This is a genomic window from Streptomyces cyaneochromogenes (genome assembly GCF_003963535.1).
Classification (GTDB): Bacteria; Actinomycetota; Actinomycetes; order Streptomycetales; family Streptomycetaceae; genus Streptomyces; species Streptomyces shaanxiensis.
This window is the reverse complement of the sequence record NZ_CP034539.1, coordinates 1,036,117-1,049,510: the sequence shown is the minus strand read 5'-3', so window position 1 is coordinate 1,049,510 and position 13,394 is coordinate 1,036,117. Positions and strand designations below refer to the sequence as shown.

General features: G+C 69.1%; 11 protein-coding genes and 4 pseudogenes. 13 read left to right on the top strand and 2 right to left on the bottom strand.

The window, feature by feature from the left end; genetic code table 11:
• Positions 1 to 11: 11 nt before the first annotated feature.
• Positions 12 to 827, bottom strand: a complete 816-nt coding sequence (locus EJ357_RS04460; RefSeq protein ID WP_126388814.1) for a sulfite exporter TauE/SafE family protein — start codon at positions 825 to 827, stop codon at positions 12 to 14.
• Between the two features lie 462 nt (positions 828 to 1,289).
• On the opposite strand from EJ357_RS04460, the gene EJ357_RS04455 reads away from it, so the two are divergent.
• From EJ357_RS04455 to EJ357_RS49070, 11 genes and pseudogenes are all read left to right on the top strand, one after another.
• On the top strand, positions 1,290 to 1,502 hold the full coding sequence (locus EJ357_RS04455; protein WP_126388812.1) for a hypothetical protein: 213 nt from the start codon (positions 1,290 to 1,292) through the stop codon (positions 1,500 to 1,502).
• A 384-nt stretch (positions 1,503 to 1,886) separates the two neighbouring features.
• Positions 1,887 to 1,973 (top strand): annotated as a pseudogene (locus EJ357_RS49080) (DUF6131 family protein); the annotation flags it as partial.
• Between the two features lie 231 nt (positions 1,974 to 2,204).
• Entirely contained in the window at positions 2,205 to 2,993 is a 789-nt protein-coding gene (locus EJ357_RS04450; protein WP_126388810.1) for an Fpg/Nei family DNA glycosylase, read from the top strand.
• Positions 2,994 to 3,304: 311 nt separating this feature from the next.
• Complete coding sequence (locus EJ357_RS04445) at positions 3,305 to 4,546, top strand: polysaccharide pyruvyl transferase family protein (protein ID WP_126388808.1); 1,242 nt, start codon at positions 3,305 to 3,307, stop codon at positions 4,544 to 4,546.
• 61 nt (positions 4,547 to 4,607) lie between these two features.
• Positions 4,608 to 6,059, top strand: a complete 1,452-nt coding sequence (locus EJ357_RS04440) for an FAD-dependent oxidoreductase (RefSeq protein WP_126388806.1) — start codon at positions 4,608 to 4,610, stop codon at positions 6,057 to 6,059.
• Between the two features lie 187 nt (positions 6,060 to 6,246).
• Complete coding sequence (locus EJ357_RS04435) at positions 6,247 to 7,299, top strand: iron-containing redox enzyme family protein (RefSeq protein ID WP_126388804.1); 1,053 nt, start codon at positions 6,247 to 6,249, stop codon at positions 7,297 to 7,299.
• Complete coding sequence (locus EJ357_RS04430; RefSeq protein ID WP_126388802.1) at positions 7,296 to 7,949, top strand: HemK2/MTQ2 family protein methyltransferase; 654 nt, start codon at positions 7,296 to 7,298, stop codon at positions 7,947 to 7,949. The genes EJ357_RS04435 and EJ357_RS04430 overlap by 4 nt, the downstream gene beginning before the upstream one ends.
• Positions 7,930 to 8,163, top strand: coding sequence for a CDGSH iron-sulfur domain-containing protein (locus EJ357_RS04425; RefSeq protein WP_175647309.1), 234 nt, complete (start codon positions 7,930 to 7,932; stop codon positions 8,161 to 8,163). Before EJ357_RS04430 ends, EJ357_RS04425 begins: the two co-directional genes overlap by 20 nt.
• A 232-nt stretch (positions 8,164 to 8,395) precedes the next feature.
• Entirely contained in the window at positions 8,396 to 9,361 is a 966-nt protein-coding gene (locus tag EJ357_RS04420) for an LLM class F420-dependent oxidoreductase (protein ID WP_126388800.1), read from the top strand.
• Between the two features lie 16 nt (positions 9,362 to 9,377).
• Positions 9,378 to 9,581, top strand: a pseudogene (locus EJ357_RS49075) (HAD family hydrolase); the annotation flags it as partial.
• Positions 9,582 to 9,614: 33 nt separating this feature from the next.
• A pseudogene (locus EJ357_RS49070) lies at positions 9,615 to 9,659 on the top strand (hypothetical protein); the annotation flags it as partial.
• Positions 9,660 to 9,752: 93 nt separating this feature from the next.
• On the opposite strand, the pseudogene EJ357_RS49065 reads toward EJ357_RS49070, so the two are convergent.
• A pseudogene (locus EJ357_RS49065) lies at positions 9,753 to 9,968 on the bottom strand (serine hydrolase domain-containing protein); the annotation flags it as partial.
• Between the two features lie 446 nt (positions 9,969 to 10,414).
• On the opposite strand from EJ357_RS49065, the gene EJ357_RS04410 reads away from it, so the two are divergent.
• Together EJ357_RS04410 and EJ357_RS04405 are read left to right on the top strand one after the other, a co-directional pair.
• Positions 10,415 to 11,821, top strand: a complete 1,407-nt coding sequence (locus EJ357_RS04410; protein WP_126388796.1) for an APC family permease — start codon at positions 10,415 to 10,417, stop codon at positions 11,819 to 11,821.
• 348 nt (positions 11,822 to 12,169) lie between these two features.
• On the top strand, positions 12,170 to 13,318 hold the full coding sequence (locus tag EJ357_RS04405; RefSeq protein WP_126388794.1) for a glutathione-independent formaldehyde dehydrogenase: 1,149 nt from the start codon (positions 12,170 to 12,172) through the stop codon (positions 13,316 to 13,318).
• Positions 13,319 to 13,394 lie beyond the last annotated feature (76 nt).

The following is a 13,394-nucleotide window of genomic DNA, read 5'->3' as shown; positions in this document are numbered from 1 at the left end:
GCGTCGAAGGCTCAGTCGTGACGGGCGAGCTTGGCTGCGGAGACGAGCAGGATCACGGCCAGTGCGGGGATGAGTACCAGGTCCGGGAAGACGCCGAGCAGCAGACCACCCAGCAGCGCACCCGCGATCGACCCCGCGGCCATGGTGAGAGTGAAGCGGACGTTGGCTCCGAGCACCGCGAAGCTGCCGTCACGGCTGTAGCGGGCGAAAGCCACCAGCATGGTCGGCAGCGACACCAGCAGGGACAGGCTTCCGGCGGTCTTGATGTCCACCGCGAAGAGCAGCACGATCGTCGGGATCAGCAACTCGCCGCCGGCCACACCCATGATCGCGGCGACCACCCCGATTCCGAACCCGGCCAACACCCCGCAGGGCACCTCCACCCACGGCGGCAGGGCCAGCGTCTCCAGGGTGGTCGTGTGTGTGACGAGCAGGGCGGCGGCCATGAGCACCATCAGCGCCGCCAGCACCTTGTACAGGGTGGAGCCGCGCATCCGTACGGCCCAGGTCGCTCCGGCCCAGGCGCCCAGCAGGCTCCCGGCCAGCAGATTGACCGCCACGGTCCAGTGCTCCGCCACAGCGGAGGCCGGCACCGCGGCCAGGCGTGCGGGCAGTGCGACCAGGACCACGACCAGGCTCATCGCCTTGTTCAGGATGACCGCCGAGAGCGCGGCGAACCCGAACAGGCCGACCAACAAGGGCAGGCGGAACTCCGCGCCGCCCAAACCGATCATCCCGCCCAGCACGCCGATGCACGCCCCCGCGCCGAGAACCAGCGGCGTCGACTGCGTCGAACGTACGGGAACGAGGTCGTCGTCGGTGGCCATGGCGGGATCTTCGCCGCTCGCCGCTCCCGCCCGCTACGGCCCGGTCCCGTCTTCGGGGCATGGCACGGAGCGCCCAGTCCCGATTTGTCCGGTCCTCTGAACCTGTTGTGGAGCGTTCGCCCGTTCCGTCAGCTACTGGCGGGATGGCTGGTACGCCCGGCGAGCCCTGCCGAACAGAGATCCGCGCAGAGCGCGTCACGGGGCATCGACCCTTGACGCCACGGTCGTGGCTTGAGTCGCCTCGACGCGGAGAGGCATCCACTGAGCGATCCGCAGCGTTGGCCACTAGTGATCGAGCTCTTCGAAGAGGGGTGACGAGGCGCAGTGGACCACCGCGCGTTGGACGGTGCCATTAGTCAGGCCGACCAAATAGGATCGCCCGATTGGTGCGGGTTACCTCCTACGTCGGCCTGATCGTGCGCTTGGGATGCGGGGTCGCGGGCCAGGGGTGAGGCTGGTGGCATGTCCGAGCCCCGCGTGATCGTGTACCCGCCGGCCGAACGCGGAGGTCGCAAGGTGCGCGTCGGGGACGAGATGGTCGGCACCGCGCACAGCCTCCACGAACTCACCGTGTTCCTGCAGAACGCCGGCCTGACCGGCTGGGACGAGTTGGATGTCGCGGAGTCCGGTCTGATCGAGTGGCATGAGGGCGGGCCGGAGGTCTGGAAGACCTGACACGGGGTCAGGGCGAACGGGTCGGCGGAGGGGAAAGCCTCACGGTCGGCCGCCTCGGCTGCTGCCCCATTCGACGATCTTCCGCTGCCTGCAGCTCACGCTATCGAAGCGGGCCGGGCAGCCGCGGCGCTCGGATGGGCGCCATAGCGGGTTGGAAGGCCGGCGCGTCGCCGCGTGGCGTGCGGAGGAAGGGAAGGCCAGTGGGATGCAGGGCCCTCCTGTCCCCAGCGCGCGCCGGACGTGCGGGAGTGCCAGCGTAGTCAGCAGGAGCATCCGTGCCGGATGCGAAATTGCGCACGGACGGGAGTGGACGGTCATGGCACGCCCGGCAGAAGAACCGCAGAGGGCCCAGTCAGGACCCAGGAGGCCACCATGATCATCGCCGGTATCATCCTGCTCGTCATCGGCGCGGTTCTGTTCCTCCTCGGCTCCATGGGCCGCGCGGTCGGTGGCAGGCGGCACTACTGGTAGGCCCCGACCGGGGTGCATGAACGAGTTCCTCAGACATCGCCGGTCTCTACCGCCACCACGGCGGCAGGCCGGCACGTCGCCGGCGTCGTCGGCTCGCGCGAGGTGCTCGGCGCGCGCTGGAACAATGTTCCGTCGGCGATTCACCGGGGCTGGGGTGCACCGGGAACTGAGGGGGACTGCGGCCCTTCCACCGAGTACGCGGATGGTCGCGGGGGAGAGAGGACGTGCGTCATGCCCGAGCTCCCGGACGTCGAGGGGTTCCGGAGGGTGCTGGAGGCTTGCGCGAAGGGCAGGGTGATCCGACGCGTCGACGTGCGCGACAGGGGCGTACTGCACGGCGTGAGTGCGAGGCGGCTGCGGGACGCGCTGGAAGGCCGGCGTTTCACCGCGCCGGAGCGCCACGGGAAGTGGCTGCTCGCCCGCACCGGCGGCCCCACCCTCATGCTGCACTTCGGCATGACCGGCCAACTGGTCTGCAGCCACCCCGAGGAGGAGGCCGAGGCCCACGACCGAGTCCTGTTCACCGTCAGCCGCGAGCGTCAGCTCCGCTACCGCGACCAGCGCAAGCTCCAGGGCCTCTGGCTGGCCGACGACGAGTCCGAGGTCGCGCGGCTGCTGGCGCGCCAGGGACCCGACGCGATGGCGGTGGATCGCAGGGCGTTCGAGGCCGCGCTCTCCGCACGTCGCGGCAGCGTCAAAACGGCTCTCACCGACCAGTCGGTCCTGGCCGGACTCGGTAATCTCCTGGCCGACGAGATCCTGTGGCGTGCGAGGCTGCGGCCCGCCTGTCGGGCGAGCGACCTGACCGAGGCCGACCGCCGCCGCCTGTACACACAGATGCGGCGCACCCTGCGCTCCGCGGTCACCGCAGGCTGCGTCCCGCCGCGCGACTCCTGGCTCACCGGCCACCGCGACGCCCGCTCCCCGGCCTGCCCCCGCTGCGGCACCCCCTTGCGCCGGTCCCGGATGGCAGGCCGGGGCACGGTGTGGTGCCCGCGGTGCCAGCGGGACGAATCCTGAGCCCTCACTCGGGCGCCCTCCTTGTTGCCGTCGTCCGACAGCCGGTGCCCGGCTCCCCGCCCAAGTGCTGCTCCACGAACTTCCGCGGCGCAGCTCCAGGAACGTATCTCCGCCTGTGCCCACCGCCGTGCCGGTTCGGCCACCGGACAGTCCGGGGGAGGTTTTCTCCGCGAGGCCCGGGCAACTCGGTCCGACGCCATGACGGTGGGTTGCCACCCCGAAAGACCCCAGCCCGCAGCCCCGCCGACGCAGGAGCGCCGTCCAGGACTGCGTCGTGGGTCCCGCTCGCCCCCTTCGAACGGGAGCTCCGGATGACGATCGACCAGCACCCGTCGCCCGGCTCGTCGGATCTACGGATCGGCCTGCTCGGCTCGTACGGCGGGTGCAACATCGGCGACGAAGCGATTCTGATGTGTGTGCTGAGCTGTCTGCGCGCCCATCGGCCGCATGCCCGGCTCGTGGTCTTCAGCCGGAACGGCGAGCACACCCGTGGCCACCAGCCGGAGGCCGACGAGGTGGTCGACTGGGAGGGTGTTCCGCAGAAACCCGTCCTGGACGCGCTGGCCGGACTGGACCTGCTGGTTCTGGGCGGCGGCGGGATCCTCTACGACGGCGAGGCGCGGCGCTATCTGCGCCTGGTGAAGGCGGCGCACGAACGTGGCGTGCGCACCTTCGCCTACGCGGTCGGCGCGGGCCCGCTGCGTGAGGCGGACGACCGGGAGGCCGTGCGCTCCGTGCTGCCGGAGATGACCGAGGTCGTGGTGCGCGACGAGGAGTCACGCCTCGTCCTGGAGGAGGTCGGCGTCGAACGCGAGCTCACCGTGACCGCCGACCCGGCGCTGCTGCTCAAGCCGGAGCCCTTCACCGAGCGGATGATGCGGCAGGAGGGCCTGCCCCTCGATGCCCGGCTGGTCGGGATGTCGGTGCGCGAGCCCGGCCGGGCGGCGGAGAAACTCGACGAGGACGACTACCATGCGCTGCTCGCCGATGTCGCCGAGTTCCTCGCCCGGCGCCTCGACGCGCACGTGGTCTTCGTGCCGATGGAACGCCAGGACGTCCGGCATGCCCATGGCGTGCTGTCCCGAATGAGCACCCCTGACTTGGGCCGCATCCTGCACAACTCCTACAGCCCCGGCGAGATCCTCGGCTTCATGAGCCATCTGGACATGGTTGTCGGCATGCGCCTGCATGTCGTGATCTTCGCCGCGCTCTCCGGCCTGCCCGTGCTGCCGCTGCCGTACTCCGGGAAGGTCTTCGACTTCGCCCAGCGCACCGGGGCGCCGGCGCTGGTCGGTGTGGCGCGGGAGCAGGCCGGACTCCTGCTCGCGGAGGTGGACCGGCTCTGGGACGAGTTCCCGCACCGGCAGGAGGACTTCAACTGCCGGGTCCAGGGGCTGCGGATCCTGGCCCAGGAGACCTGCACCCGCTGCGGGGCCCTCCTGGACACCATCGTCGACGGCGGCGCCCGACGCGATGCAGGGCGGGCGCAGGACGCGAACCTGATCCTGACCCCGGACTCCTGGCCGCCCGACCTGAAGAACCACGGGGCGTAAGCCAGACGCCCGCCGTCGGCAGCGCGCCGTCCGCAACCGAACCCAGTCGACGGGAGCAGCGATGCCGATATTGGAAGCACCTCCCCTAGGTCAGACCGTCACCCTGCCCCCGCGTTCGGCGCGCCACGGGGGGCGCACGGACGTCCTGGTCGTCGGCGGCGGCCCGGCCGGAACCGCCGCGGCCTACGCGGCGGCCGACGAGGGCGCTGACGTCGTACTGGTGGAGCGTTACGGCTTCCTCGGCGGGAACGCCACCGTGGCGCTGGTGATGCCATTGATGTCGTTCCACAACGAGCAGAAACAGGCCGTGTTCCACGAGAGCGGGGCGGGCGGCCGGCTGCTGCCCACCGACCACGGGGAGGGCGAAGCGGTGGTGGCCGGGTTCCTGTGGCTCCTGCTGGACCGGCTCACCGCACGCGGTGGCTGCATCCCGCCCTCCCTCGACACCGGCTACACAGTGCCGTTCGATCCGGAGATCTACAAACTCGTCCTCCTGGACCTGCTCGACGATGCGGGGGTGCGCATGCTGTTCCACTCCTTCGCCTCTGCCGCGCTGCCCCTCGACGACGGCTGGCGGGTGGTCTTCGAGACCAAATCGGGCCCGGTGGTGATCGACGCCGGAGTCGTCGTCGACAGCACGGGGGACGGTGACATCGCCGCCGCCGCGGGGGCGCCGTACGAGATCGGGCGTCCGGAGGACGGGCTGGTGCAGCCGATGACGCTGATGTTCCGCGTCGTCGACTTCCTGGAGCCGCTTTTCTCCGAGTATGTCGGCGAGCATCCCGACCAGTGGCGGGGCGTGCACGGGCTGTGGGACCTCGTCCAGGAGGCCACCGAGTCGGGCGAACTGCGCCTGCCCCGCGAGGACATGCTGTTTTTCAGTACCCCGCACCCCCACGAGGTCAGTGTCAACAGCACCCGGGTCACCCGGGCTGTCGGTACCGACGTGTGGGACCTCAGCCGCGCCGAGTACGTCGCGCGCCGCCAGATGGACCAGATCGACCGCTTCCTGCGCCGGAAGGTGCCGGGCTTCGCCCAGTCGTACGTGGCCCAGAGCGGGGTCCAGATCGGAGTACGGGAGACGCGCCGCATCCTCGGTGACTACCACCTGACCGGGCACGACATCCTCGCGGCGCGCGCATTCCCCGACGCCGTCGCGCACGGCGCCTACCCCGTCGACATCCACAACCCCAGGGGCAGCGGTACCGTCCTCAAGCGCGTACCCCGCGGACACTTCTACGACATCCCGCTGCGCTGCCTGCTGCCCAGGGACACGGACCGGCTGCTCGTCGCCGGCCGCTGTATCTCCGGCTCGCACGTGGCGCACTCGTCCTACCGCGTCATGCCCATCTCCATGGCGACCGGCCAGGCGGCCGGCGTCTGCGCCGCGCTGTCCGTCCGACTGGGCCGCAGCCCCCGCGAGGTGCCCCACCACCTCGTCCAGCGCGCCCTCCTGCGCCAGGGCGCCCACCTGCGCCTCGCACCCCGGGACACCGTGCAGCCGAAGAGCTGACGCTTGTGTCCGGTCCAGTAGCGGACAGAGCAGGAAGAAGGCCACGGCGAGACAAGCCCCTGGGTCGGGCTGAACGCTGATCGTCTTGAAGGCGAGCACACTTCGCCCCCGGGAACACTGGTCACGGCCCCCAGGAGGCACACAAGGGCTCACGTGAGAGCTTCGGGACTACGGGTACCCGGCGTTCATGAACGCCACGTCGCGAGAGCCGATCCTGCCGTCCGCTCGGGGTCGGATCTCAGCGGCGGTCATCGAGTATCTGCGCAATACGGGGCCACTTCCGGACAGCAAGGAGATTTCTGCAGCCACTCCGCTCGGAGGTGATCTCCAGCTCGCCCTGTATATCTGCTACGAGCTGCATTACCGGGGATTCGCCGACGTCGATGCCGACCGCGAGTGGGACCCCGACCTGCTCAGGGCTCGGACAGCCCTGGAACAGCCGTTTCTCAACAACCTCCGCGACGTGGCGACCGTGCACGAGCGTGCCGACGAGGCCCTGGACGAACTGCTCGTCGAACCCCTTGACGATTACGGTGTCAGCCACTTCCTGCGGGACGAGGGAGAACTGTGGCAGGTGCGTGAGTATGCCGCCCAGCGCTCGCTGTACCACCTCAAGGAAGCCGACCCGCACGCGTGGGTGCTGCCCCGGTTGTGGGGCCGGGCGAAGGCGGGCATGGCGGCCGTGGAGTTCGACGAGTTCGGCGGAGGCCGCGCGGATCGCGTGCACGCCCGCCTGTTCGCCGATCTCATGGCCGACCTCGAGCTGGACACCTCGTACGGGCACTGGCTCGACGCGACCGGTGCCGAGGCCCTCGCCACGGTGAACCTGATGTCTCTCTTCGGCCTGCACCGCGCGTTGCGAGGGGCCCTGGTGGGACATTTCGCCGCCGTTGAGATCACGTCGTCGCCGAGCTCACGGCGCCTGGCCCAGGCCATGCGGCGCACCGGTGCTGGGCCGGCGGCCGAGCACTTCTACGACGAGCACGTCGAGGCCGACGCCGTGCACGAACAGGTTGTCCGCCGGGACGTCGTAGCGGGTCTGCTCGAGGAGGAGCCGCACCTCGACGGCGATGTCGCCGTCGGCGTGGACGCCACCACGTATCTCGAAGGCCGCCTCGCCGAACACCTTCTCGGCGCGTGGCGGGCGGGGCAGTCGTCACTGCGCACACCCATCCGACCAGTGTTCCGACCACGAACAGGTTCTCCGGCATCCGCGAGTACCGGAGATGAAATCCCATGACCACGGTCACTCTGCCAGGCGTCTACACCCCGCAGGACGACACCGACATGCTCGTCCGATGCCTGCGCGACGAACTCCTTCCGCAGCACGCCGCGGTCCTCGACGTGGGCACGGGAACAGGCGCCGTCGCTCTCGCCGCGGCCCGGCTCGGTGCCCGCGTCACGGCGATCGACATCTCCTGGCGAGCGGCCCTCAACGCCAAGGTCAACGCGCTGCTTGCGCGTCTCCCGATCCGGGTCGAACGCGGCGACCTGCTGGCTCCCGTGTCGGGCCGGTCCTTCGACCTCATACTGTCCAACCCGCCGTACGTGCCGGCCCCGACCACTGCGTGCCCCCGCAGGGGTGTGGCACGTGCCTGGGACGCGGGGCACGACGGCCGTCTCGTGCTGGACCGGATCTGTCAGGACGCACCCGGGCTCCTGAAGCCCGGCGGGGTGCTGCTTGTGGTCCAGTCCGCGCTGAGCGGCCCGGAAGAATCACTGCGGCGGTTGCGGACCACGGGCCTGCGCGCCGAAATCGTGGAACACCGCTGCGTCGCTTTCGGTCCCGTCCTGCGTTCCCGCCGGGGCTGGCTGCGCGACCAAGGCCTGATCGAAGGCGACGCCGAGAAGGAGGAGCTGGTGATCATTCGTGCTGTACGACTCGGATGAACGGCGGTGCCGCATAGTGGCTGGGCGTGTGGGGCCACTGCTGGTCGAAGGACCGGTGGACGTCGCGCTGGAGGACGGAACCACCGTGTCGTCCGACCGGTTCTGTGTCGCTCTGTGCACTTGCCGGCGCAGCCGCACCTACCCATGGTGCGACACCAGTCACCGTAGGTCCGAGCGGCCGAGGCCGCCGGACGACAGAGGTCGCAGTCGGTAGATCGCCGATATGTGGGCACTCGGCCGTGAGCCGTCGCCGTCCCCCGCGGGACTGTGATGGTCAGGCTCTGGCTCGGACCGTGTGCGGGGGGCGCCGCCCCGAATGCTCATGGTGTCAGTCGTCGATGCCGCCGCTCTCGCACACCGGTTGAGCGATGGAGCGGAGCTTGACAGTGCGGGTGACGAGGCGGGCGACCGTACTCGCGTAGACGACCCACGAGGAGATGAGCGTCATGGTGCAGATCGGGTACACGATGATGACCGAGCAGGCCGGCCCGCGGCAGCTCGTCGGTCATGTGGTCGGTGCCGAGCGCGCAGGCTTCGACTTCTCCGTCACGTCCGACCACTACTTTCCCTGGCTCGAGTCCCAGGGCCACGCGCCCTACGCGTGGAGTGTGCTCGGTGCCGCCGCGCAGGTCACCGAACGCATCCCTTTGATGACGTACGTGACGTGCCCGACGACGCGCTACCACCCGACGGTCGTCGCCCAGAAGGCGGCCACCCTGCACCTTCTCTCGCAGGGGCGGTTCCGTCTGGGTCTCGGTTCCGGCGAGAACCTCAACGAGCATGTGGTGGGCGGCGGTTGGCCCGCTGCGGCAGTCCGGCTGGAGAGGCTGGAGGAGGCCGTCGGGATCATCCGCTCGCTCTTGGCGGGGGAGAATGTCAACCACCACGGTGTTCACTTCGAGGTGGCGAACGCCAAGTTGTGGGATCTGCCCGACACACCCCTGCCGATCGGTCTCGCCGTCTCGGGTGACCACTCGTGCGAACTCGCCGGCCGCCTGGCCGACTTGCTGATCGCCACGGAGCCCAAGCCGGAACTGACCTCCGCGTTCGACCGCCATGGCGGTGCGGGCAAGCCCAAGATCGGGCAGCTGCCGATCTGTTACGACACCGACCGCGACGCGGCGATCGCCCGTGCCCACGACCAGTTCCGATGGTTCGGCGGCGGCTGGCCGGTCAACTCCGAACTGCCCGGGCCTGCGGCGTTCGCGGGGGCCACTCAGTTCGTACGGCCCGAGGACGTGGCCGAGTCCATTCCGTGCGGCGACGACGTGGACGCGGTCGTGGAGGCCGTACGGCCGTACGTCGACACGGGGTTCACCGAGGTCGCCCTCGTCCAGATCGGCGGCGAGCACCAGGAACCGTACCTGGAATGGGCCGAGCACAAGCTCCTGCCTGCCCTGCGCGAACTGTGAGAGGCCGTGGCACGGGATGAGCGCGAAACGCGCCGCGAGCTTCGACGTCGACGGAACGCTGGTGGACACCAGTTACCTGCACCTCGTCACCTGGTGGGAGGCGTTCCGGCAGGCGGGCCGCCACGTGCTCATGCGAGAGAGTCACAGGGCCGTGGGTCTGAGCGGATGCGAACTGCTGGACCACCTGCTCGGCGATGGCACCGACCGCCATCCCGAGGACGGGGGTTACCGCGACTGTCCGCCGCGGGCCGGCATCCGACTCGCCTTCATCCGCGACGCCCAGTCGGCCGGCCTCACGCTCGCCGAGATCCGCTCGGTCCTCGCCCTGAGCTCTCCGGCGATGCGAAAGCCGCCTTGGCTGCCGCCGAGCACACCAACACCGCACGCTCGATACGTGGGTCAGAGGCTGGCAGTCGCGGGTGTAGTAGAGCTTGTTGGTGAGCGGAGCCGCCCATCCCTGAAGGGATTCCTTGATCCAGTCTGGGCCGAATCCCGGTGCCTCGCTCATCCGGGACGGGGCGAGCAGGTAGCGCGGGAACGTGGCGAGGCCGTTGAGGACCGAGAAGGCACCCGCGATGCCGCGCACCCCGCCGAGGAGGCGGGCCGCAGGAGTTGGGCACGGACCGGCCCCGGACACCGCCGCAGCAGCCGCGTGCGCTCCGTCCACGGTCAAGATCACCACCCCGCTGGAGGCAGCCACCACGCCCTCGGCGCCCGCTCTCGCCCGGTACATCGCCGGCCGGCGAGGGCCAGATTCGCTGCGCTTTAATGCCCGCCGCGCTGAGACCAGCCCCGACTCTCTTGGTCACGCGGGCTTGCGCACGCCACAGAGGCGCCCAACAACCTGAACCCGGGCGCCTGCTACTCAAGCCCCATTCGCCAGACCCGCACGGCCGTCGTCAAGTGATCGTGCGGATCCGCAGGCATGGGCTGTCCGGCCGTGGTTGCTGCCCAGGCAAAATTCCCCCGCCCCGCACGCCAGGTGTTCCGATCGGGGCCGAGACGATCCGCAACGCAGGTTTCACGGCCCAACGGCACGACAAGGACCAAGCCATGCCCCCAGCAAGCAGAGCCAGTTCGCACACAACGACCGACGTACAACCGGAACTTAAACGGGTGATGGGGCCCGGCCTGCTGTTGCTGTTCATCATCGGCGACATCCTCGGGACCGGGATCTACGCTCTGACCGGACAGGTCGCGGGAGAGGTCGGCGGTGCCGCGTGGCTTCCGTTCGTCATCGCGTTCGCGGTCGCGTTGGTCACCGCCTTCTCGTATCTGGAACTCGTGACCAAGTACCCGCAGGCCGCAGGTGCCGCTCTGTACGTGCACAAGGCGTTCGGCAAGCACTTCCTGACCTTCCTGGTGTGCTTCGCCGTCATGTGCTCGGGCATCACCTCGGCGTCGGCGGCCTCGCGGGCCTTCGCCGCGAACCTGGTCACCGGCTTCGGGATCGACGCGGGTGACGGTCTCGTGCTGCTGATCGCCCTCGGCTTCATGGGCCTGGTCCTGCTCATCAACCTCCGAGGCGTCTCCGAAAGCCTCAAGCTCAACGTGGTACTGACGATTGTGGAGCTCTCCGGCCTCCTCCTCGTCATCCTGATCAGCGGCTACTTCATCGCGGGCGGAGACGCGGACTTCTCCCGTGCCGTCGCCTTCGAGACCTCCTCCGACAAGAGCGTCTTCCTGGCGGTCAGCACCGCGACCTCGCTGGCCTTCTTCGCCATGGTCGGCTTCGAGGACTCGGTCAACATGGCCGAGGAGACCAAAGACCCGGCGAGGATCTTCCCCCGCATGATGTTCACCGGCCTCGGCATCACCGGACTGATCTACGTGCTGGTGTCGGTCTGCGCCGTCGCCGTGGTTCCTGTCGGGCAACTCTCCGCGAGCGAAACGCCGTTGGCGACCGTCGTGCAGACCGCCGCCCCCGACTTCCCGATCTCCGATCTGCTGCCGTTCATCTCCATGTTCGCCGTGGCCAACTCCGCGCTGATCAACATGCTGATGGCCAGCCGCCTGCTGTACGGAATGAGCAAGCAGGGAGTGCTGCCGCCCTTCCTGTCCAAGGTCCATGCCGGACGACGCACACCGACGGCGTCCATCGTCTTCACCACCTGCATCGCTTTCGGCCTCATCACCTTGCTCTCGCTGAATCCGGACAGTCCGGTCGTGGCCCTGCTCGGTGGCACGACGTCCCTGCTGCTGCTCACCGTCTTCGCGGTCGTCAACCTGTCGGTTCTCGTGCTGCGCAAGGACAAGGTGGAGGTGAAGCACTTCAGGGCAGGACGCATGCTGCCGGTGGTCGGCACGATCACCTGTCTCTACCTGGTCCTGCCCTGGTCCTCCGGACGGCCCGCCGACCAGTACCGGATCGCCGGTGTCCTGCTGCTCATCGGCGTGGTCCTGTGGGCGGCCACCTGGTTCGCCCGTCGCGGGGCGCCCACCGGTGACACCGACAGCTGACCGCGTCGTCCGTCCGAGCCGCTACTCACAGCGGTCGAACGCCGGTACAGCGGGCGCCGAGGTCATCGCGCGACGATGTTGCGCATGTGCCGGAAGGTGTTGCCGGGGACAAGCGTGCCGGTGAGGAGCCGCATGCGTGCAGTGTGTTACTCGACGCCGGGATCCCGTCCGGCGCGGGTTGCAGCGCATGCGTCACGGGAGTTCCCTGGAAGTGTTCAAAGGGGAAGCAAGGGCGCCTGGGCTGCGACACGGACCGAGGGGCTCCGACTCGTTGCCTTTCTCCTGGCAAGGGCCTCGATCGGGGCGGCCCGCCATCGTCACCCGGCGTTCGACGCGGAGGTGATCCAGGTGAAAGCCGTTGTCTATGAGAAGCCCTTCAGTGTCACCGTCAGGGATGTCGACGATCCGCAGATCCAGCACCCGAACGACGTGCTGGTACGGGTCACATCGACCGCTATCTGCGGATCCGACCTGCACATGTACGAGGGCCGCACGGCGGCCGAGTCGGGCATCGTCTTCGGACATGAGAACCTGGGCATCATCGAGGAAGTCGGCGCGGGTGTGACCTCTCTGTCCAAGGGCGACCGCGTCGTCATGCCGTTCAACGTCGCCTGCGGATTCTGCAAGAACTGTCTTGCCGGGCGGACCGGCTTCTGTCTGACGGTCAATCCGGGCTTCGCGGGCGGAGCCTATGGCTACGTGGCCATGGGCCCGTACACGGGCGGGCAGGCAGAGCTGCTGCGGGTGCCGTTCGCCGATTTCAACTGCCTGAAGCTGCCGCCGAACAATGCCGAGACCGACTTCGTGTTGCTCGCCGACATCTTCCCGACCGGCTACCACGGATGCGAGCTCGCCCAGGTGTCCCCCGGAGAGAGCGTGGCCGTCTTCGGGGCCGGCCCGGTCGGGCTGATGGCCGCCTACTCCGCGCTGCTGCGCGGTGCGTCGAAGGTGTTCTCCGTGGACCGGGTGCCCGAGCGGCTCGCCAAGGCCGAGGAGATCGGGGCCATCCCGATCGACTTCACCAAGGGCGATCCGGCAGCACAGATCAAGGAACAGACCGGAGGCGAGGGAACGGACAAGGGCGTCGACGCCGTCGGCTACCAGGCCCAGGCGCACGACGCGAGCCACGAGGAACCCGCCGTCGTCCTCAACACGCTCGTCGAGACGGTGCGGCCGACGGGCATGCTGGGCGTACCGGGCCTGTATGTGCCCTCCGACCCGGGCGGACCCGACGAGAACGCCAAGCACGGTCAGCTGTTGGTCTCGATCGGCAGGATGTTCGAGAAGGGTCAGCGGATGGGCACCGGTCAGTGCAACGTCAAGCAGTACAACCGCCAGCTGCGTGACCTGATCATCGCGGGGCGCGCCAAGCCCAGTTTCGTGGTCTCGCACGAACTGCCGCTGGAGGAGGCGCCGAGCGCGTACAAGAAGTTCGACCAGCGGATCGAGGGCTACACCAAGGTCGTCCTGCATCCTGGTCACGCGCTCGCGGCGTAAGGCATTCAGAGGGCGCACGCCACGGTGGTGCCGTGACGGTGGTGGTGCCGTGGTGAGGACGCCCACCGTCCACGCA

What these genes read in the sequence shown, in the direction of transcription:
- EJ357_RS04460 (WP_126388814.1), bottom strand. Translation starts at nt 827, where the DNA reads ATGGCCACCGACGACGACCTCGTTCCCGTACGTTCGACGCAGTCGACG.
- EJ357_RS04455 (WP_126388812.1), top strand. Translation starts at nt 1,290, where the DNA reads ATGTCCGAGCCCCGCGTGATCGTGTACCCGCCGGCCGAACGCGGAGGT.
- EJ357_RS04450 (WP_126388810.1), top strand. Translation starts at nt 2,205, where the DNA reads ATGCCCGAGCTCCCGGACGTCGAGGGGTTCCGGAGGGTGCTGGAGGCT.
- EJ357_RS04445 (WP_126388808.1), top strand. Translation starts at nt 3,305, where the DNA reads ATGACGATCGACCAGCACCCGTCGCCCGGCTCGTCGGATCTACGGATC.
- EJ357_RS04440 (WP_126388806.1), top strand. Translation starts at nt 4,608, where the DNA reads ATGCCGATATTGGAAGCACCTCCCCTAGGTCAGACCGTCACCCTGCCC.
- EJ357_RS04435 (WP_126388804.1), top strand. Translation starts at nt 6,247, where the DNA reads ATGAACGCCACGTCGCGAGAGCCGATCCTGCCGTCCGCTCGGGGTCGG.
- EJ357_RS04430 (WP_126388802.1), top strand. Translation starts at nt 7,296, where the DNA reads ATGACCACGGTCACTCTGCCAGGCGTCTACACCCCGCAGGACGACACC.
- EJ357_RS04420 (WP_126388800.1), top strand. Translation starts at nt 8,396, where the DNA reads ATGGTGCAGATCGGGTACACGATGATGACCGAGCAGGCCGGCCCGCGG.
- EJ357_RS04410 (WP_126388796.1), top strand. Translation starts at nt 10,415, where the DNA reads ATGCCCCCAGCAAGCAGAGCCAGTTCGCACACAACGACCGACGTACAA.